Genomic DNA, 21,260 nt, shown 5'->3' on the forward strand with positions numbered 1-21,260 from the left:
GTTAACCTTCTTTAATTAGGCATTTTTTATTAGGTATTTTTTTGTTAGGTAATTATGTATGGCGTTTTTAATGCGCACTGATCCTGCGATTAGCCGTTTACTGATGTTACGCAGTGGTGCAATTGCAATTCAACTATTGGCCGTTGTAGCAGTCTATTTTTTACTTGAGCACCAAATCCCTTTATTGCCTCTACTGGTAGTGATCTCCCTTGAAGCCGTATTCCAAATTTTAAGCGTGATTGCTTATCGTAATGTCAGTAAAGCGAAAGAACTTGGGATGTTAATGCAGCTTACGGCCGATGTGCTTTTTTTATCGGTATTGCTGTCTTTGAGTGGTGGTGCGACCAATGCATTTGTGTCGTTACTGTTGTTACCAATAATGATTGCTGCGGTGAGTGTCAGTGCTCGCGGCTTAGCTTATATTGCTGTATTAGCGATCACCGCCTATAGCGTGCTGCTATTTAAAATGCCTCAGCACAGCATGCATCATATGCAAATGACCAGTCACTTTGTGGGTATGTGGGTTAACTTTGTGATCAGTGCTAGCGTTATAGCATTCGTTATCGGCACTATGAACCGTGCACTGCATTCGCGAGAGCGCACAATTGCAACTGTGCGAGAAAAACAATTACGAGCAGAGCAGTTAGTCACGCTTGATGGTGCTGCGGCACAAATTACTCATCAATTAGCCAGCCCAATCGCCAATTTACAATTATTGTATGAAGAGCTTCTTGAAGAGCAGCCCGATAATGAGATTGTGAAAGACATGCATCAGCCCTTGTTGCAATGCGCACAGCAGTTAAAACAGTTTCGTACCCTGTCATCTGAACTACGCACACAAACGGTTGCAGCGACTGTATCGTTAAACGCATTAGCTCAACAAATTAGCGATACAATGCTATTACAGTATCCCGATCAACAGCTTAATTGGCTAAATGCAGCGCCTGCTAGCTCGGTTACTAATGATGCTATGTTACTGCCAGCGATATTAAACTTGTTGCAAAATGCTGCTTTTGCCAATCAACAGGCACAGCAACAAACACTGGAATTGAACTGGCAACAGACTCCAGATAACCCTAAAACAGTGAGTTTAGTTATACGTGATTTTGGTAAAGGATTTAGCGCAGCACAATTGGCAGAGTTAGGGGGTCAGTTAATGCCTAGTGAAACGGGGATGGGGCTAGCAGTTATGCTTTCAAATGTAACATTTGAGCGTTTACAAGGCTCTTTAACATTATTTAATCACCCACAAGGTGGCGCGGTTGCCAAAGTACAATTAACCATTGATGAGCCACAAGTCGAGCCTGTATGAAGCTATTAATTATTGAAGATGATATTAATCTTGCCAATACGTTAGCGCGGCGCTTAACCAAACACGGTTTTGCATGTCAGCTGGCACATGATAAAGCCGAGGCTATTGGCATAGCTAAAAACTTCGCACCGACACATATTCTGTTAGATATGAAATTAGCTGACGATAACGGTTTAGCTCTTATCGCACCACTGAGAGCCTTTCTAACAGACGCACATATTGTATTATTAACAGGCTATGCCAGTATTGCCACAGCGGTAGAGGCTATGCGCCTAGGTGCAAATGATTATTTAACAAAACCCGTTGATATGCTCACGTTATTACGAGCCTTAACAGGCACATGCGAGCCAACTACTGAGTTAATTGCAGATGATATTGTAACTATGTCGCCAGAGCGTCTTGAGTGGGAACATATTCAGCAAGTGCTGCATACCAATCAAGGCAATATTTCAGCAACTGCTCGGCAACTTAATATGCATCGGCGGACTTTACAGCGCAAGCTACAAAAAAAACCAGTTCAGCAGTAAATCCTAGCGCGATAGTGAGCGTTATTGCGGATCACGGTTTCCGGTTTAGTAATGCCTAGCAAGTTAATTATTGCCTTTTAGGCAATAAGGTTTACCCGGTAAACTAAGTAATACAGTCGCCTGTAGTCACCTTAAATGAAGATCAGGTTACTTTAGTGCATTTATATTTGGGCACCAGCCACGCATCATAGATAGTTTTGCAGTTTAGATAGTTGCTGCAATGGCGTTCATTAACTACAGTAAAAATATCATTGTATTTTTTGCAATCAGCATAAGTAGTCATTATGGATTTATCACAACTGGATTTTGTAGCCGTATTATTAGCTGCCATGTCTTCTTTTATGTTAGGAGGCGTTTGGTATTCACCTTGGTTGTTTCAACGAGCCTGGTTAGAAGGCTGTGGATTAACGGAGCTGGATTTAAAAGCAACAAATCCAAAATGGGTATTTGGTGGCGGTTTTGTTTTATCTTTATTTATCGCTTTTGGCTTATCACTGTTTTTAGGACCACATCCACATTTAGGGGTTGCGGTAGGCGTTGGCTTTGCGGTTGGACTATGTTGGGTAAGCAGTGCCTTAGGAATGAGCTATATTTATGAACAACGACCACTAAAGCTGTTTTTAATCAATAGCGGTTACCATATTTTACAGTTTACTTTAATGGGCTTAATCTTTGGACTTTGGCCATAAGCTGTTAATCTATTCGCGTGTTTGTAGTAAAAGTAACAAAATAATGGCAAAACCGAATAAAAAAGGCCCTACTAAAACGGTCGATATTTTTTGTAGTCAATGTAAAGCTCCCCTATTCAAATATCGTAAAGGCGGCAAAGGGGCATTGGTTAAATGTTTTATCGAACGGATCAGTCAAGATTTCACCACAATTCCTTGCGTATGCCCCAACTGCTCACGCCCTTTTGCTCGAGAAGCAATTATTCGAGGCGCACCCGCGTATAAAATGATCGGCGGAAAAGTTACGTTTAAATAGTCATTTAATTTGAGCGTATATTCATATTTCATTGATTTAATCATTTTTTAGTCTGATTGTTCCTGTATCTGATTTAACTATAAATAAACCGTAACTCTTTAATTTAATACGACTTTAAATAGTAATTGCACAGTTTTTTATGATATTGATGGTATCCGAGGTTGGTCTACTTCGGAAATTGAAACAATAGGAGCTGCATTTTTGAGAGGTTTTAAGAAGTACAGCGCAAAGGTACACGGAGCTGCGTATGCAATTGAGCATCGTCTAGATTCATTTTCTATAGATGCACTCGGAGCTTCTTACGAAGTTGGATATGGGGTAATGTATATGCAAGGAACAAAGAAAACATACTCTAGCTATGTCGCGTTTTGTAAATAGTTTTAGAATCAATAAGGAATAAAAATGATTAAAAAAGTAATTTTTATTTTTATTATATTTCAATTTTTATTGGTGATTAGTTTAAATCACCACTATGGGATAGCCATAGCGTTAACCACTTGTATTTTTTATATTTTTCGTTCTAAATCCAATTTCTTTTCTTTGAGCTTTCTTTTTGAAGATGTAAAAGAAAATGCATTTACTTTACTATGTGTGTTTTCAATAGTTGCATTGACAATTTGCCAAATCTCTTATAGTTCAAATGATTGGGGGTTGTTGACAATAATAGTACCATTGTCGTTATTTTTTTATTTCTTCCTTACACTTTTTAGTTATACTGCTGATTGTATATATAAAATATTCGGAAAGTTTTTTAGAAGGAAGTAAGTGCTCGTAAAGTAAAATAGGAAAGGCACAAATTTTTCGATAGTGCATCAAGGAAATATAATGTCAAAATATAGATTTTTAACTTTATTATTTTTAATAGTTAATTCACAGGTATGCTTTTCAAATGCGATTGAAAAACCACCTAAAGCTATTGAAGTCGTAGTATATACTATTTGCGATTTGGTATATTGCAATACGAGTGTTGTTTTAAGAAATAATACGGCATTTGAAATTAAAGTAATTTCAAATTATTTCGATGAAACTCATTTTACTGAGCATGCTTTTAAGTTTTATAGAGCAAAAGACGTGTATACAACGAGTAACCCGTTTGACAACCCATTATCGTTTAAAAATGTAGAGTTTTCGCCACTTGAAGGAGATGTAATATTTAAACCTCTTGAAGTCAAAACTTACACTACGCTAATAAAAAGAGATAGATTGAATTTTGAAAAAGGCATTGAGTACGTTGTTTTTTCGGTAGTTATGGATGCGCAATATGTGATAGATAAAAAAAAGTCAAGATTCATTTCATTGCTTAGTAAGTTAGGAATAGTTGATGATTTACTTACCTTGCCTGATGATTAAACTAACAGAAAAGTAAACAGAGTCACCCTTTAGTAACAAAGTGAATAGGGTCAGGTCTTACTTTTTGTCTTTATGTAATTAGTGGCAAAAAAACAAGATCTGATCCCGATAGTGATCCCGATAGTTATATGACCCCGATAGTTATAAACCAGAGGAGAAATCATGGTGGTCGCGATAGGTCCGACGATTCTAGCTATTGCAAGTGTTGTTAGTACTAGTAATTTGCATGTTAGCTGTGGAGAAAGCGTTCTAAATAACCAGCATAAGCTAATGGTAATGAAGAAATTAAATGGCGCAAGGGGCAAATTCCATTTTAAATGTGGTGATACAATATTTGTAGAAGAGCCTTCGAATACTGATGGCATTTGCTACAAAAAACATTATGGCGTGGTTGGCGGATATAAAGTTGAGCCCTATGTTGCCACATTGGAAGTCGCTGTGACTAATCAAAGTTGTAACTTTGATGGAGCCATCCGTTTGGAGCCAAGGTGACGCATGTAACAACTTTGCACGGATAATAAGTTTTTAGTGGACTGTTGAACAATATCCATTCGTTTTCGCATTAAGTCGCGAACAGCCCTGAGTTCTCGAGGATAAATGTAGCCCTCAGGCAAAATGTTTAGACGTAGCATTTCAGCCAACCAGCGTGCATCACTATGGTCATCAGCATGTTTTAAGCCTGAATATTGTTTAATTGCAGCGGGGTTCGCTAGGTGGAGTTTAAATTCTGCATCCATTAATCCATCGACTAACCAATACCAATTAAAAGTTGACTCAACAACAAGCCCTGTTAAGTTGTCTTTATAAGGGGTTAGAAAAGATAAAATGACAGACATGTCATTATTTAAACGCTTAACGGTAAGCGTTTCACCGTGTTCATTAATGATAGCAATAACACTATTATTTGAATGCAAGTCAATTCCACCATATAGTTTCATACCAAGTTCCTCGGATTCAGTTTATGTTTTGGTCAACACAACTGTATCGAAAAACTCGAGGAGCTTTCTATATGATTATCAGATCACTTGCTTCATAATACTTTGTCATTATTGTTAAGGTATTGGTATATGAGTAGTGTTGTGAAGCAACGAACCTGACCCCTATGCATTAAACTATAGGGAAACCGAAGGGGTCACCCCCTGTTTATTTTCTGACGAATCCAAGCATAAGATTACTTTCCTAGGATAAAAGATAATAGATGTGGCATAGGCTTTTTTTATGAGTTCTTTACGTGTACTAGGTTATTAGGTACACTAATGCTGTATAAAAATTAGCTGTCTGACCTAATGTAAATACCTCTATTTAGGTCTCAGGAAAATAAAATTATAAGTAAATGGAGTTTAAGTTTATATGGAAGTTCATTTTTATCCAGGTCAGGACCTTTTGGTTATTAAGCAAAATGGTTTGAAATTCGCTCAATTTGAAGCGATGGGAGGCCCTCCAAAAGTTGGTAATGATCCCTATATGGCTGAAGAGCCGACTACAGCAGGTCATTATATAATAGACAAAACAGAAGCTTATAGAACGCCTACTTGGCCTACATCGAAACTAGCTTGGGGTACTAAGCTAAGAGATATGCCTGCAAAAGGAGATATTTGGTATGCCCTACCAAGTGGTAAGTGGGGAAGTCTAAATCAGTTATATAAACTACCTGTACGTAGTGCAATCATGGAAATGCATAAAGAACTGTATGGCAAAGAGGTGGTACCTGACAAGTGGGTGTTCAATGATTTTGGGCCTACTGCTATTCGTTGGTTTAAAGATATTAATGGTAATAAAATACTCGATGGGAAAGAGCGTCTATCAGGGCAAATGTTTCACACTACGCCGGAGAACGAAGCCGAAAAAGCAACAGGTTCAACAGTTCGATTGGTACCATCACATGGGTGTATTCATTTAAAACCTAACGATAGAGATCGCTTATTCACCATCGGTGCTTTTAAACGAGGCACTTCATTTACGGTACATAAATATCATGAACGTTATAAATCAAATTAATAAAAGTATCTGCATTTTATCAGTGACGATGAGTGCTTTTTTTTTATTTAGTAATAACCTGCTTGCAGCAAGTATGTACTTGCTGCCTAACGGTAATGAAGTATCTATTGAACTTGATAGCGTATCTACCGTTTTTGACTCAGATAATGGCTGGTTACTTGGAGGTTATAAAATAATAAATGGTAGTAACGCTTCATATGTAAGTTTTATTCCCTATAACAAGGAGCCAATAAAATACTGGCCTTTAACAAGGGGTTATGTATCACAATTTTTCAAAGCTAATAATAAATTTTATGTTATTAGTTCAGCTGGAGATGCTCTTCAAATTGAAGACGATGGTTTAACCTCAACAGGCTTTAAAGTTAAGCCCAAATCTACAGTGGTGGCTGAAAAACCTTATTTAATTGCTTGCCATCCGCGCGGGTGGGCAAAGCTTAGTTCTATAAATACAGGCAGTTGCTATAGGTTGGATGGTACATGGGATATTGAATTATCTTGGACTCAAATAAATATTCCACCAAAGCTGTGTAATGGGAATTTAAAAGTATTAATAACAACCAATAAAGACCAAAATTGGGATGTTATAACCCTTGATACAGAAACAGGAAAAACGCTAACAAGTAAAAAAATAGCAAAACCGAAACATGAAATGTCGTTGTGTGAGCTATAGAAGTTAATAGATTAAAATACTGTATCTATTTTAATAGACTAAATGAACTTGGATTTTGGTGTATTGAGCCCTTTGTTTTATGCCCTTTAACCCTATATTTAAAAAGGAATTTTAAATGATGCTTAGCTTTTTTCTTATCGCTTCGCTAAGTGCTGACTTTCATCTTGCTGGAAAAACTTCGAGGGCGTTCAAGATTCTGTGTCAGCTTAAAATTTAAATATCGAGCACGTTATCTAAACGCCCTTTAAAATAAATTGCCAACTGAGATAAACAAAGGCTCCAATTGTGTATGGGCATTGTCCATTTCTCGGTAGCATTTAATATGCAGCATAAAGCAACTTCAACAAGCTATTTTCATTTGGAAAAGCGCCTTTTGTTTTCGTTAATTTCCTAAACTGACGATGGACTGCTTCCACCGCATTCGTTGTGTATATGACCCTACGTATAGGCTCAGGGTACTTGAAATAGGCTGATAAATTATGCCATTTATTACGCCATGAGTTGATCACTAGCGGATAAGCGTCCCCCCATTTAGCCTCCAGCTCATCAAGTGCTATCTCTGCTGCTTCTTTTGTTGATGCGCGATAAACGGGCTTTAAGTCGGCCATAAATGCTTTTTGATTCTTTGACGCGACATACTTCATTGAATTTCGTATTTGATGAACAATACATAATTGAACTTCTGTCTCGGGAAATATAGCTGCAATGGCTTCTGGAAAGCCTGTTAGCCCATCAACGTATGCAATTAGTATGTCTTTAACGCCTCGATTATTTAAGTCGGTAAGTACCGACAACCAGTAATTAGCGCCTTCATTTTCGGATAAATGCAAGCCAAGTATTTCTTTTTTGCCATGAATATCTAGCCCTAATAACGTATAAACGGCTTTACTAATATAACGGCCATCTTCTTTGACTTTGTAATGAATAGCATCAAGCCACACAATCGGGTAGTGACTATCGAGAGGGCGCTGTTGCCATGCTTTAAGCTCTGGAATAAGTTTATCGGTCACAGCACTGATGGTGCCAGTGGCGACGTTCATGCCGTACATATCTTCAATGTGCTTATTAATATCACGATAGCTCATCCCCATACTGAACATGGAGAGTATTTTTGAGTCTATTTCGTCACTCAATGTCGTTTGGTTCTTCTTGATGAGCTGGGGCTCAAAGCTACCACTGCGGTCTCTAGGCGTCTCTAGCTCAAAATTGCCAGCAGGTGACTTAATCGTCTTCGTGCTAAAGCCATTTTTACGGTTAGGCGCCTGCTCATTAGCGAGGTGATGTTCAAGCTCAGCCTGGAGCGCTGACTCGGTTAATTGTTTGATAAGTGATGTAAGTACACCATCTTTACCGTTTAGCTTTTTACCTGATTGAAGCGCTTTAACGGCATCTTCGAAGTTGAATTGATTTGTCATGTGTCATTCCTGTTTTTTATCAGTTTAATCAAATGACACAGATTTTTGAACACTCCCTTTATTTTATGGAGAGTATTAATGATGTTGAAACAAACTAGTATTAGTTTTAAATTGTTACTTTTTTGTACGCAACTTTTTTCACTTCTGATTTATATGCAACAGCACCTACTTGTCATGCTTATAAAGAGTCTGGCTATTGTAAGTATATGGGTAAGGTGAAATTATATATGTTAACTCTTCAATTATAATACTAACTATACTTTGATACCCCTGTTGATGTGAGTCAACCACAAAAATATGGTTTTAATATTAGTAATAATTTTGCTGCGGCAATAGAGATAAATAGGGTCAGGTCTTTCTTCTTGCCTTTTTGTTGGTTGCGGCTAATCTTTAGATATTAATTTATACGAATTGATGGGGAAAAAATGGCTAGGCCTCTAAGATTAGAGTTTGCGGGTGCGTTATATCACATAACTTCGCGGGGTAATGAAAGAAAGCCTATCTATTTAAATGAATCAGATTTTGAGGGATTTTTAAAAGTCCTAGGAGACGTTTGTGAGCGCTATAATTGGGTGATCCATTCTTTTTGCTTAATGACCAATCATTACCATTTATTAGTCGAAACGCCGGATGCGAATTTAAGCAAAGGGATGCGACAATTAAATGGTGTGTATACGCAGTGGTTTAATAGAAAACATCGACGTGTGGGGCATTTATTCCAAGGGCGTTATAAGGCAATTTTGGTTGATAAGGATGCATATTTATTAGAGCTAAATAGGTATATTGTTTTAAACCCAATTAGAGCGAAAATGGCCGATAGTCTATCGGATTGGCCTTGGAGTAGCTGGAATTATGTAATGGGTCAAGAGCCTATTCCTCAATGGTTTGCGATAGATAAAATGTTACTGCAATTTGCAAAGTATAAAACAATAGCCAGACGTAAGTTTGCGCAGTTTGTAGAGCAAGGAAAAGGGCTGGATCCTTGGGGTAATATTTCAAATCAGGTATTTTTAGGTAGTGCTGAGTTTGTAAAGGAGCATTTAGAGTTACTTAAAGAGCAGCAAGGCGATTTATCGGAAGTACCCCAAAAGCAAAGGCGCATGGCAGCGTTAGCATTAACAGAATATGCTCAACAATTTAGTAGTCGTAATGATGCCATAAGAGCTGCTTATGCATCCGGTGGGTATACGTTGAAAGAGGTTGGCGATTACTTTCATCTTCATTATTCTAGGGTAAGTAAAATAGTGTCAAAAAGAAAGACCTGACCCTTATACCTCGCGGTAAGGCTATGCAATGGGGTAAGGAAGCATTTGTTGGAACACATGCAATGGTCGGTGGTGTTTTGTCGGAGTTACAAGGTGGAAAGTTTGGCCATGGTTTTATCACAGCAGGAGTTATGAAAGGTGTTGGTATGGGAGTGGATGCCAATATCGATATGAATGACGTTAGCAAAACTGTTGTAATGGCTATTGCTGGAGGTACTGTATCTAAGTTAACTGGAGGCAAGTTTGGTAATGGGGCTGTAACTAGTGCGATTCAATTTGTAGTTAATGAACTGGGAGATAAACTATCTAAATTATCGGATTCACAAAAGGCTAAATTACAAAGTGAAATTGCTGAAGAAGCCCATAATCGAGGAAGAGAACTTTCGGATTTATGGGACAATGATGACTACGTAAAAATAAAAGAACTTTATCCACATCTTTCAAAGTTAAAAGGTACTATGCTTAGAAGTTCGGTACATGACCACATTAGTGACTTTAGAATGATTGAGACACTTGCAACTACAGGCAAAATATTTAGTAATACAAATAATCTGTTGGAAACAGCGTTAGGAACTTCAGCTAAAGTTGTTACAAATCCTTCTGGGTGGATTGGACACTTGGCCGGTGATTTATTAGGCTTGTCTGCGCCAACCTATATACCGATAAAACATCAGTTCAAATATCACAGAATTATAGGAGTAGAGGTTGATTATGTCCCTCGGTAATAAACGATTAATAAAATATATTATCTCAATACTTTTACTGTGTCCAAATAATGTCTGGTCTTGCTCCAAGTATGTAGAGATGATTCAAACGGCTGACTTGAGTGAGGCAGGTGAACGTGCTCGCCGAGAGTTAGGACATGAACTTATGAGAGAGTATGATTTCCCAAGTAAGGTATTGAAGAGACTAATGAATAATGAAATGGAATTTGAAAAGAGTAATATCCTTCAAAAATATGGGGATGTTTTGCTTGATATGGCTGTATATCGTTCAAACTATGTAGGTGTCAGGTATTTGCTAAGTAACGGTATACCTTTATTTTCAAAACGGCAATTTATAGAAAGCCCAATATTTGTTGCTGCAAGTGCTAAGGACAAAAAAATGTTAGAGCTACTCAAAGAAATGACAAGCTCTGAATATACTCAATTATTGAGAATGGCAAATAAATATATTGATTGTGTTAATTCTATGGGAAGGAAATAAATAGGCGTAGGTCTTTCTTTTTGCCTTCTTATCATAATAGTTATTTTTAATAAGGATATTAAATTAAATGTTATTAAGAGTGTTTATATTTATTAATGTTTTATTTTCTGCTGATGCAATTGCAGCTATTGGCAAGGGCCATGTTAGTGGGGAAATTACGAATATTACCAGTATTAGCTCAGGGTTACTTGTGCGTATAAATGCCAATGAAGTGCCTGAGCATTGCACTAGTGGCCGAGGGTGGATGTTAATTAAGCAAGAAAATACAGTAATGACCTCATTGACGCTAACTGCTTGGACATTAAAACGCGGTGTTGTCTATACCTCGTCTACTGTCGTGGAATAGAGAAAATAATAGGGGTCAGATCACTTGCTTCATAATACTTTGTCATGATTGTTCAGGTATTGGTATATGAGTAGTGTTGTGAAGCAACGAACCGACCCATTTGCACTGTAGACCCCTATGCACTGTATATCAGGCATGAGGAATTCCTTAAAAAGGAGTATAAGATCATACTTTTAAGTCAAGGTAAAGTTCGTGACCTTGCCCTGATCTATAATAGAGCGTTTGCTAGAGTCGATTCGTTATGAATAGCACAATTATTTGAATTAAAGTTCAAGAGTCTCTGATAAATATGGGGTTATTCAGTTCAAATACGGACATTTATCCTGTGCGCTGTTGGCGAGGCTGCTAAACTTACTCGGTTTGCTGTTTCAATGATTGAAAACAACCCTCCCCATGGAATGGGCCAGTTTATTGGGTATGATTAAAAAGGATAGGGGACACCCGTGATTGCACTTTTATTTGATATTGTTGGTATGACAGGTACGTTTTTAGTGGTTGGCGCGTTTTTTATGCTACAACTGGGTAAAGCTAAACCTACTGGGCTTTTATATAACATGATGAACTTATCTGGCGCTATTTTGTTGCTTATAAGTCTTTGTTATAACTTTAATTTAGCAAGTTTTGTGATTGAAATATTTTGGATCGCAGCTTCATTAATTGGTTTATATAAATACCTAAAAGCTAAGCAGATTTCAGCTGTAGCCTAAATTTATAAATTAATAGAGAAAAACTCTCACGCCGTGTCACATTTGTATTAATATTGTAAATACTACGTTATTTTATGATGTAGTAATTCTAATAAAAAATATAGGTGTAAAGCGGCGTAATGATTTTAGAGCTAACAGCATGTCTTTTTTTATGTGTTAACACAGCCCCCTTACTGGCGAGCGACGCTGATGATTTATTTGCGCTTAGCTTTGAAGATTTGCTTGACGTTCATGTCGATATTGCCTCAAAAACCTTAGAAACTCTCGCTTCTGCCCCCTCAACTATCACTGTTTTTAATCGCAAAAAAATAGCCTTACTTGGGGTGAATAATGCGTTTGAATTGATGAATTTTGTTCCAGGTATGCAATCTACTCGTGGTGATTGGGTAGGCGCTGTACCAAAAGATCACGCAAGGGGTGTGTACCTTGATAGTGGCAATATTTTAGTGATGATCAACGGTGAGCGTTTAAATGAGTCATCATTTGGCAAAGCGTCAGTTTATATTCCTTATATACCTATAGAAATTATTGATAAAGTTGAATTTATACGTGGCCCTGGCTCTGCTTTATATGGCAGTAATGCATTCTTAGGGGTGATGAATATAGTGACTAAAAGCCAAAATAATGAAATGTCGCTGGCTGTGGGAAATGTAGCTCAAACCGGCGCTGCATTCTCGGTTAGTCATCAAGTTAATCAGCAAACACATCTATTTGCTAATGGCGCGTATAACCAGAAAAGTGGTAAGCGTTATCCACAAGGGGTAAACGATCCACTGCAATCAGTTTACTTTGAAGCGGGTGTCAATATCAATAAACTGGCTTTGAGAGCGCGTTATAATCAGGTTGAACTGAATGAGTTTTTAAATCTTGGTGGTTATTCTGACAGTAATCAACATCGTAGTGAGAATACTTTTCTATCAGTAGGTTATGATTGGCTTGAAACTGATACACGTACTTTGACTACAAAAATAGCGTATGCACATCATCAAATACAAAGTGCTGGATTAATCGCACCTGCAGCAACTTTACCTAACGCTAGTTATGATTTTTTTGTTGGTCCTGATTGGCATACAACGGATTTAACAGTCAGTGTAGAGGCCAGTCAGCAATTTAATAATGGTTGGTCAATCAATTCAGGCTTGCAATATAGCCGCGCAGAGCAACATAAAGCGGACTTACGTGTTAATTATTTTGATATAAACAGCGGTGAAATTATTGTTGAAGATCCGTTTTATCAAGGGGGGATTGTTACAATCAGTAATTATGCGCCATTTCAGAGTTTGCAATCGACTTTTGAAACCCGAAGTATTTATGGGCAAATCAAAGTGCCTTTTGCTGAGCAATTGACCTTATTTTTAGGGGCACGTTATGATGATGTTAAAGCGATAGACAGTAAATTATCGCCGCGCATTTCCGCAATCTACTCACCAACTCGCGCGCATACTTTTAAATTACAATACGGTGAATCGTTTCGCACTCCTGTGACGAATGAATTGTATTCAGATGATGATGTGACTAAGGGCAATCCAAACTTAAAGTCTGAATATGTTAAAACCACAGAGCTTGTTTGGCGCTACGAGGGACAAGATTGGCATATTAATTCGGTGCTTTTTTATACTCAACTTGTTGATTTTATCAATCTAGTGCCAAATTCAGCTGCCAATAATCAGTTTACCTTTGAAAACCAATTAGATGACATTAATCGTGGTGTTGAATTAGATAGCATGATCCACATTACTAGTGATTTATCAGTGGAAGCGACCTACACCGAGTATTTTGATACGCCAATTAAGCCAACGTTTAAGCGCTTTGCTAGTGTGATTGCTAATTATCATCATCAGCAATGGGTGCTGAGCCTCAATAGTGTTTGGCGCGATGCCGTCAGTGGCCCGACAATGACAAGCGACTTTACTCAACCGGCTTACTTTTTGCTCGGCGGGGCTGTTAGTTGGCAATTTTCTGCACGCAGTGAAATTAGTTTTAAAGCCCATAATCTCTTAGATAAGCACTACCGTGTGTACGATCCAAGAGTTACAGATGGCACTGTTGCTGGTGTCGGCAGTGAATACTCGTTACACTATCAAATCAAATTTTAAGTTTTAGGGACGCTCAGGTGTGCCCTTTGGTTGATCATGCTGCGTTTTCCCCGAAAAATATTAATCGCTGTTGCCATTTTAATTAGTGTATTGTTGCTTAGTTTTTTATTTGGCCGACACTATGATTTAAGTCAAGCAAAGCAGCAAGCTGAACTCCAAGTGGGTCAATTGCGTAATTATCTTGATACCGAACTCTCTCGTTTTGCAACTATTCCTCATTTAGTTACTGATAACCAGTTACTCACTGCATTTCTCAGTGATACTGATCAGCCCGTGCAGCCTATTAATAATTACTTGGCTGATATCCAACAAGCCAGTGGTGCATCAGACGTCTATGTACTTAATCGTGAAGGGGATGTTATTGCATCGAGCAATTGGCAACTTGATTACAGTTATATCGGTAATAACTTTGCATTTCGTCCGTATTTTTCTCAGGCATTGGCGGGTAACAAAATTGCCTATTTTGCTCTTGGTTTACGATCTAAAGAACGGGGTATTTATTTTTCTGAACCGATTTATCGCGATGGCCAAGTAATAGGTGTGGTCACCTTAAAAGTGAATGTATCTAAGTTTGAAACTGATCGACAATTACTGAATGCGTCCCACGCTAGCCATTTTTATTTAAGCTTAGACGATAATATTATTGCTATGTCCGATAGCCCCTCATGGCGACTCAATTCGTTGCATAGCCTCACAGCAGCAGACTATCAACACTTTACGACAAGCCGACGCTACCTAGAGTATGTACCAAAAGTTATCACTGCTGAGCACATTATTAGCCAAGGGATGCCCCTGTTATACGTTAATGATGCGAATAAACGCAGTAAATATGTGCCTGCAAGTGCGCCGATTGAGCGACTTAATGCAAAAATAACTGTGCTTGTTGATATATCGTCGGTGAATATTAATCAACTAGGGCGATTGTTTTGGTTGAGTGTGATTTATGCTGGGGGGTTAATGCTTTTTTACAGTTTAATGGCACGTTTTGCCGGCTATAAAAAATTACTTTTTTCTCGTCATAGCCTTGAGCAAGAAGTTATAGAGCGCACCCATGCACTCGAAAAAGCACAAACAGCGCTGGTGCAAACAGCCAAATTGGCCACCATAGGTCAACTTAGTGCAGGTATCAATCATGAGATTAACCAACCCTTGAGTGCTATGAGTACGTATTTGGTTAGTGCTAAGCGCTTGATTGCCAAAGGTGATATTGCAAAGGCCGCTGAAAATATTGTTATTGTGCAATCGCTGATCGAACGAGTACATAAAATTGTTGGACAATTAAAGCACTTTAGCAAACCGGCACAAACACAGTTAAGAGAGCAAAGCTTAAGCCAGTTACTTAAAAATGCCATGGTGATCGCCTCCGCGCAATTAAAGCAGGATGATGTCAACGTTAACGCCGCTGATATTGCTGACACTGTAAAAGTATGGGTTGATGGCATTAAATTTGAGCAAGTATTAGTGAATGTGATCACCAATGCCAGCCAAGCAATGGCTGACAGTACTGTGCGAGAGCTGAGTTTTGAGATAGAGCAGTTTGACGACCGCGTTAAGCTGTCTATTTTGGATACTGGGCCTGGTATCGAGTTACATGCGCTTGGGACTATTTTTGAGCCTTTTTATAGCACTAAATCGACTAATGGCCTTGGCTTAGGGCTATCTATTTCTAAGCAAATTATTAATTCATTTAATGGCTGTTTAAGTGCGCATAATCGCCCTGGCGGTGGTGCTCAATTCATTATTACCTTAGCAAGTACTAAAGGAGCGTTATGAATACGTTAGCAACTGATTGTAAACAGGTCATTGTTATTGATGACGAAGCGATGATCCGCGATTCACTTGACCAATTGCTGACCCTCGAAGGCTATCAAGTACAGTGTTTTAGTGATCCAATGAGTGCTTTATCAAAACTTAATCGTCGTTTTAACGGGGTGGTGCTCAGTGATATTAATATGCCGAAAATGGATGGGCTGGCTTTTTTAGAACAAGTTCAAGCATTTGATAGCGAATTACCAGTGATCTTTCTGACTGGATTTGCTGATGTATCAGTGGCTGTTAAAGCAATGCAATTAGGAGCTTACGACTTATTTGAAAAACCTCTCACTGAGCAGTTATTAGATTGCATTGCCAGAGCGTGCGATAAGCGTGCCTTGGTAATGGAAAACCGTGCTTTAAAATTAGCGGTAGAAAAAACGTCAGCCCCAGGTGTGCGGATCTTAGGGGAAACCGTGCAAATGCAGCAAATGATGCATTTGCTTAATGCGGTGATCGACACTCCCGCAGATGTAATGATTGAAGGTGAAACTGGCACCGGTAAAGAGTTAGTTGCACGCTTTTTACACGACCAAAGCAGCCGTTCAAACTGTAATTTTGTGGCAATTAACTGTGGTGCCATACCAGAGCAACTGATTGAAAGTGAACTATTTGGTGCGGCCAGTGGCGCGTTTACAGGGGCAACACACAGTCGCCAAGGTAAGTTTGAGTTTGCTCAAGGTGGTACGGTGTTTTTAGATGAGATAGAAAGCACACCGGCATCATTACAAGTAAAGTTACTTCGCGTTTTAGAAGAGCGAAAAGTGACCCCCGTCGGCGCTAATACCGCCGTTGACTTAGACATACGTATCGTTGCGGCAACCAAAGTTGATTTATTATCCTTGGTCGAAAAAGGGGACTTCAGAGCTGACTTATATTATCGACTCAATTTAGTGAGGGTAAGTATTCCGGCATTGCGTGATAGGAAAGCTGATATTCCTTTATTATTCAAACATTTTAGCTCTATTGCCGCGACTCGTTTTCATAAACCTCCGGCTCCTCTAAGTAGCGATATATTACAGCGTTTACTTAGTTACCAGTGGCCAGGTAATGTCAGAGAGCTTAGAAACCAAGCTGAACGAGCGGTGCTGCTGGGTGCTGAATTAGCGTTCGCCAATACCGAAAATAATAATGGCAGTGAGTTATCGCCCGATCTGAGTTTGGCGGAAAAAGTGTGCTTTTATGAGCAATCTTTAATCGAAGAAGCCCTTGAGCGCCACCAAGGTAGTATTAAAGAAACTATGAATACCTTACAGATTGCCCGTAAAACCTTGTATGACAAAATGAGTAAATATGGCCTCAATCGTGACATGTTTATTGATTAACCAGAGCTTTGCTTAAGTGATTTACCTGCTCAGCTTAATTTGATGGGTGGAAACGGTGACACAGACGTTTTGATAGTGTGTGGGATCCCGCACACTTTATTGTAAGTATAATTTAATTTTAAATTTAACTATTTGAATATATTAAATTTTACTTTTTTATAAGCAGTTGGCAGTAAACTTGCCTTTATTAGCGGGAACAACAAATGATCCTAATAATAAGGGCACACAATGATAATAATAGACAAAAAGCTAACCCCTGTTTTTGTAGCAACGAGTTTTGCAGCAGCTTGCTTTGGACAAAGTGTTCATGCCGCAGAGTATGACATTTATGGTAAAGCAGAAGTGCAAATTGCTAATACTGACAACGGTGTAATGCGCTATGCTAAAAAAGGAACGCAAATCGATGCGCCTTTTTCACGCATTGGTGTGAAAGGGCAACATGTACTCACTGACTCGTTAAAAGCGGTATTTAAATACGAAGTGCAAGTAAAGGGCTTTGAGCACGATGATACCGATGAGCCATTTAGTGCCCGTAATACATATTTAGGTTTAGCGGGAAATTTTGGTGAAGTTGTAGTTGGTCGAAACGATACACGCTTTAAGTATTCAGAAGGTAAAGTTGATAACTTCAATGAAACTCAAGCCGATATTGCTCAATTACTACCGGGTCAAGATCGCCTTGGTGATACCATAACGTATAGTTCAAAATCATATGCGGGTGCTCAGCTATCACTTACCTATGCTTTGAAGGATGACAGTGCCAATAATGAAGCCGGTTATGCCGCTACGTTAATTTATGGTGACCGTGGTTTAAAAAATAAAAATTATTATGTGGCGATCAGCCATATTGATTCACTCAATAATATCAACGCCAGTCGCATCGTTGGCGCGTGGCAAAAAAATGATTTACAACTAGGTGCTATTTACCAGCACAGTGAGTCAGTAGATGGTACTAAATCAGGAAACGGCTATGTGTTGAGTGCCAGTTATACCATTGACAAATGGCAGCCAAAACTACAATTTGCCAGTGATGACTCAACTATTCGCCAAAGTACTAAGGGCAGCCAGTGGACTGCAGGTGTGGATTATTTATTTGATAAACAAACTACCGCGTACTTATTCTATACTGACTTAGATTTGCAACAGCAAACGGATAGTAGCTTAGCCCTTGGCTTAAAGTATAAATTTTAAAGGGGTTGAATATGAGCACACAAACTTTAGACGATAAACCTGAAAAAAATCCAATGATACAGATGTTGCTGCTGTTATTGGGCCCTGCGGTCATGTTACTTACGTGTTTGATCGATCCTCCTGCTGGCATGAGTACCGCTGCTCTTCGTACTTCAGGATTAGCATTTTGGATGGCATCATGGTGGGTGAGTGAAGTAGTTCCTATCCCAGCTACGGCGCTATTGCCGTTGGTATTTTCTCCGTTGGCTGACATTGCTGCGATAAAAAGTGTCGCTGCACCGTATGCGCACCCCTTAATATTTTTGTTTTTAGGTGGCTTTTTGATCTCCATTGCGATGGAGCGTTGGGGCTTACACAAGCGCATTGCTTTACGTACTATGCTCTACGCGGGCTCAAAACCGAGTTTGCAGATATTAGCGATGATGTTAGTAACGGCATTTTTATCAATGTGGATGTCAAATACTGCAACAGCAGTGATGATGTTACCTATTGCTATGTCTATCACCCATTTAGTGCAAAAATCTAATCCAAATAATAATGGTTTTGGTAAAGCACTGTTACTTTCTATTGCTTATGGTGCCAGCATTGGCGGCATTGCAACATTAATTGGTACGCCACCGAATGCATTGATGGCCGCTTATTTATCAGATAGTTATAAAATTGAAATTGGTTTTGCGCAATGGATGATGGTGGGTGTGCCATTGTCACTGACTATGTTGATCATCTGTTGGTTGTGGCTGACCAAGTTTGCTTACAAAGTTGATAAAACGGATGAAAAATCTAAAAAAGTCGACACCAAGTCACTATTTAGCTCGCAGTTAAAAGGTCTTGGCACCATGCAACGCGCTGAGAAAGGGGTGTTATGTGTGTTTTTATTTGCAGCTGTGTGCTGGATATTTAGACCTCTGATCGCTGATTTTTCTGGTTTAAAAATATCGGATACCGGTATTGCCATTGCTGCTGCATTATTATTATTTGTTTTGCCTGCTAATAAAGGCAGTGATGAACGTATTCTTGATTGGCAAAGTGCGGCTGGAGTTCCTTGGGGAGTGTTATTGTTGTTTGGTGGTGGCTTAACCCTAGCGGCACAAATAAAGTCATCAGGTTTGGCTGAATACATAGCTCATATGATTGAAGGCGTCAGCGCCATTCCATTAGTATTGAGTGTATTAGCAATTGCAACCTTAATCACTTTCTTAACTGAGATCACCAGTAATACAGCAACCGCAGCTGGATTTTTACCACTACTTGGCCCTGTCGCTGAGTCAGTCACAGGTTCGCCATTGGTCTGGGTTATTCCTGCGGCTATAGCCTGTAGTTGTGCGTTTATGATGCCTGTAGCGACCCCGCCTAATGCCATTGTGTTTGGCTCTGGGCAAATTCAAATGCGGGATATGATTAAAGCCGGCTTTGCATTAAATATTGTTGCAATTGCGCTGATCACATTTGTCACTATGACCCTTGCTGCATCGGTATTTAATTTTTAAGTAATTCAAAGTTACCCAACCGGAGCGCTATTCGTTTGTTGATAGCGCTCTATATTGCCCCTGCTAAGAAACAAAGTTATAGTGGTTAAATCTTTATTTTGTTTATGAGTATGCTTTTGTCTGACACTGGCACTGTATATAACCCTGAGCTAAAAGCGCAATTTGATGAAATGCAGCTGCATTTTGATGCCCAGCCATATTTAGCATTATCACAGCGGATCCGTTTATTAAAATCTTTAAAACGTGAACTGTTGGCATTAGAGGCTGAATTGGTAGCTGCAAGCTCGAAAGACTTTGGCTTTCGCACTGCTTTTGATACGATTTTGGGTGATATACTGCCTACGATCAAAACGATCAGCCACACCATCAAGCATTTACCTAAATGGGCAAAAAATTCACCACGAAAAGCGGGTTTGAGCCTAGCGCCATCAAAAGTTGCTGTGAGCTATCAACCCAAAGGAGTGGTGGGAATAATTTCTCCATGGAATTACCCAATTCAATTATCAATCGTGCCGGTGATAACCGCAATTGCCGCAGGTAATCGGGTATTATTAAAGGTCAGTGAATTTACTCCGCACACCAATCAAGTAATCAAAAAACTATTTATCGGCGAGCTTAGCGAACATTGCGCAGTGATCGAAGGTGAAGCGCAATTAAGTCAACAGTTTAGCTGTTTGCCATTCGCACACTTATTTTTTACCGGCTCTACAGCTGTAGGGCGCCATGTTATGGCCGCTGCGAGTAAAAACCTTACCCCAGTAACTCTTGAGTTAGGTGGCAAATCGCCCGTTATCATTACCGCGCAAGCGGATATAGATAAGGCAGCTAAAGCTATTTTATTTGGTAAAATGACCAATGCAGGGCAAATCTGTGTTGCCCCCGATTATGTTTTAGTGCCGGAAAACTTACAGCATCAGTTAGTCAGAAGTCTCTGTAGCTTATATAAAAAACATTATAACTTAGGTGTCGAGGGGAAAAATTTAACCTCGGTTATTAATCACCACCATTTTCAGCGTTTAACCGATTTATTGGCAGATGCACAGCAACAGGGTGCACAGATAATTAAGCCGTTAGATGAAAACCAAAGCGACGAACATAAGCATCGTCTTGGTTTGCACATTGTGACTGATGTGAATGACAATATGAAGTTGATGCAAGAAGAACTGTTTGGACCAATTCTTGCGATTGTCAGTTATCAAGCTTTACCTCAGGCGATTGCATACATAAATCAACGTCCTCAGCCGTTAGCTTTGTACATAATGGGGCAAGATAAACAAATCAATGAAGGTATTCAACAGCAAACACAAAGTGGTACCTTCGCAATAAATGACACCTTAATGCAGGTGACTGCTGATGATGCGGCATTTGGTGGCTTAGGTCCTTCTGGGATGGGAAACTATCACGGTATAGAAGGCTTTTTAACCTTTAGCCATGCACGTAATACATTGAAAACGGGTGGTTTTAATCCTAAATTAGGATTGTTGTTGGCGCAAAATAAGATATTGATTAAAATACTCAAATGGTTGTACTTGCGGCCATAAATTGGCGTTAAGTACAATCCAATAGCGT

General features: G+C 39.0%; 19 protein-coding genes and 1 pseudogene. 18 read left to right on the top strand and 2 right to left on the bottom strand.

Features of this window, described 5'->3' with window-relative positions; genetic code table 11:
* The first annotated feature begins 70 nt into the window (after window positions 1–70).
* From PSR9079_RS01045 to PSR9079_RS01065, 5 genes are all read left to right on the top strand, one after another.
* Window positions 71–1,312 carry an ATP-binding protein gene (locus PSR9079_RS01045; protein ID WP_149980383.1) on the top strand — a complete coding sequence of 414 codons (1,242 nt, stop codon included), beginning with the start codon at window positions 71–73 and terminating at the stop codon, window positions 1,310–1,312.
* A complete protein-coding gene (locus PSR9079_RS01050; RefSeq protein ID WP_149980100.1) occupies window positions 1,309–1,839 on the top strand; it encodes a response regulator transcription factor in 531 nt (176 codons plus the stop codon). Before PSR9079_RS01045 ends, PSR9079_RS01050 begins: the two co-directional genes overlap by 4 nt.
* 284 nt (window positions 1,840–2,123) lie before the next feature.
* Window positions 2,124–2,528 carry a DUF1761 domain-containing protein gene (locus PSR9079_RS01055; protein ID WP_145236169.1) on the top strand — a complete coding sequence of 135 codons (405 nt, stop codon included), beginning with the start codon at window positions 2,124–2,126 and terminating at the stop codon, window positions 2,526–2,528.
* 43 nt (window positions 2,529–2,571) lie between these two features.
* Window positions 2,572–2,823: a hypothetical protein gene (locus PSR9079_RS01060; RefSeq protein WP_149980101.1), complete on the top strand. Its 252-nt coding sequence runs from the start codon at window positions 2,572–2,574 to the stop codon at window positions 2,821–2,823.
* An 825-nt stretch (window positions 2,824–3,648) separates the two neighbouring features.
* On the top strand, window positions 3,649–4,173 hold the full coding sequence (locus PSR9079_RS01065) for a hypothetical protein (protein ID WP_149980102.1): 525 nt from the start codon (window positions 3,649–3,651) through the stop codon (window positions 4,171–4,173).
* A 446-nt stretch (window positions 4,174–4,619) separates the two neighbouring features.
* Here PSR9079_RS01065 and PSR9079_RS01070 read toward each other — a convergent pair whose 3' ends face one another.
* On the bottom strand, window positions 4,620–5,111 hold the full coding sequence (locus PSR9079_RS01070) for an IS110 family transposase (RefSeq protein ID WP_246175465.1): 492 nt from the start codon (window positions 5,109–5,111) through the stop codon (window positions 4,620–4,622).
* Between the two features lie 412 nt (window positions 5,112–5,523).
* Between PSR9079_RS01070 and PSR9079_RS01075 the strand changes: the two genes are divergently transcribed.
* Together PSR9079_RS01075 and PSR9079_RS01080 are read left to right on the top strand one after the other, a co-directional pair.
* Window positions 5,524–6,171: a L,D-transpeptidase family protein gene (locus PSR9079_RS01075; RefSeq protein ID WP_149980103.1), complete on the top strand. Its 648-nt coding sequence runs from the start codon at window positions 5,524–5,526 to the stop codon at window positions 6,169–6,171.
* Window positions 6,149–6,841: a hypothetical protein gene (locus PSR9079_RS01080; protein ID WP_149980104.1), complete on the top strand. Its 693-nt coding sequence runs from the start codon at window positions 6,149–6,151 to the stop codon at window positions 6,839–6,841. Before PSR9079_RS01075 ends, PSR9079_RS01080 begins: the two co-directional genes overlap by 23 nt.
* A 213-nt stretch (window positions 6,842–7,054) precedes the next feature.
* On the opposite strand, the pseudogene PSR9079_RS01085 reads toward PSR9079_RS01080, so the two are convergent.
* Window positions 7,055–8,256 (bottom strand): annotated as a pseudogene (locus tag PSR9079_RS01085) (IS256 family transposase).
* A gap of 425 nt (window positions 8,257–8,681) precedes the next feature.
* On the opposite strand from PSR9079_RS01085, the gene PSR9079_RS01090 reads away from it, so the two are divergent.
* The 11 genes from PSR9079_RS01090 (at window position 8,682) to PSR9079_RS01140 (ending at window position 21,232) form a co-directional block, all read left to right on the top strand.
* On the top strand, window positions 8,682–9,521 hold the full coding sequence (locus PSR9079_RS01090) for a transposase (RefSeq protein ID WP_149980105.1): 840 nt from the start codon (window positions 8,682–8,684) through the stop codon (window positions 9,519–9,521).
* 23 nt (window positions 9,522–9,544) lie between these two features.
* Entirely contained in the window at window positions 9,545–10,246 is a 702-nt protein-coding gene (locus tag PSR9079_RS01095) for a hypothetical protein (protein ID WP_149980106.1), read from the top strand.
* 79 nt (window positions 10,247–10,325) lie between these two features.
* Window positions 10,326–10,727: an ankyrin repeat domain-containing protein gene (locus tag PSR9079_RS01100; protein ID WP_149980107.1), complete on the top strand. Its 402-nt coding sequence runs from the start codon at window positions 10,326–10,328 to the stop codon at window positions 10,725–10,727.
* A 67-nt stretch (window positions 10,728–10,794) separates the two neighbouring features.
* The gene (locus PSR9079_RS01105; RefSeq protein ID WP_149980108.1) at window positions 10,795–11,073 is read left to right on the top strand and encodes a hypothetical protein; all 279 of its coding nucleotides are present in this window, start codon (window positions 10,795–10,797) and stop codon (window positions 11,071–11,073) included.
* A gap of 443 nt (window positions 11,074–11,516) precedes the next feature.
* Window positions 11,517–11,780: a CBU_0592 family membrane protein gene (locus tag PSR9079_RS01110; RefSeq protein WP_149980109.1), complete on the top strand. Its 264-nt coding sequence runs from the start codon at window positions 11,517–11,519 to the stop codon at window positions 11,778–11,780.
* Between the two features lie 119 nt (window positions 11,781–11,899).
* A complete protein-coding gene (locus PSR9079_RS01115) occupies window positions 11,900–13,876 on the top strand; it encodes a TonB-dependent receptor (RefSeq protein WP_149980110.1) in 1,977 nt (658 codons plus the stop codon).
* 36 nt (window positions 13,877–13,912) lie between these two features.
* A complete protein-coding gene (locus PSR9079_RS01120; protein WP_149980111.1) occupies window positions 13,913–15,649 on the top strand; it encodes a sensor histidine kinase in 1,737 nt (578 codons plus the stop codon).
* The gene (locus PSR9079_RS01125) at window positions 15,646–17,013 is read left to right on the top strand and encodes a sigma-54-dependent transcriptional regulator (RefSeq protein WP_145236154.1); all 1,368 of its coding nucleotides are present in this window, start codon (window positions 15,646–15,648) and stop codon (window positions 17,011–17,013) included. The genes PSR9079_RS01120 and PSR9079_RS01125 overlap by 4 nt, the downstream gene beginning before the upstream one ends.
* A gap of 228 nt (window positions 17,014–17,241) precedes the next feature.
* Window positions 17,242–18,204 (top strand): porin, encoded by a 963-nt coding sequence (locus tag PSR9079_RS01130; protein ID WP_145236151.1) that lies wholly within the window; start codon window positions 17,242–17,244, stop codon window positions 18,202–18,204.
* Between the two features lie 11 nt (window positions 18,205–18,215).
* On the top strand, window positions 18,216–19,691 hold the full coding sequence (locus PSR9079_RS01135; protein WP_149980112.1) for an SLC13 family permease: 1,476 nt from the start codon (window positions 18,216–18,218) through the stop codon (window positions 19,689–19,691).
* A 110-nt stretch (window positions 19,692–19,801) separates the two neighbouring features.
* The gene (locus tag PSR9079_RS01140; protein ID WP_246175466.1) at window positions 19,802–21,232 is read left to right on the top strand and encodes a coniferyl aldehyde dehydrogenase; all 1,431 of its coding nucleotides are present in this window, start codon (window positions 19,802–19,804) and stop codon (window positions 21,230–21,232) included.
* Window positions 21,233–21,260 lie beyond the last annotated feature (28 nt).

Origin of the sequence: Pseudoalteromonas rhizosphaerae, from assembly GCF_902498845.1 — a bacterium.
Classification (GTDB): Bacteria; Pseudomonadota; Gammaproteobacteria; order Enterobacterales; family Alteromonadaceae; genus Pseudoalteromonas; species Pseudoalteromonas rhizosphaerae.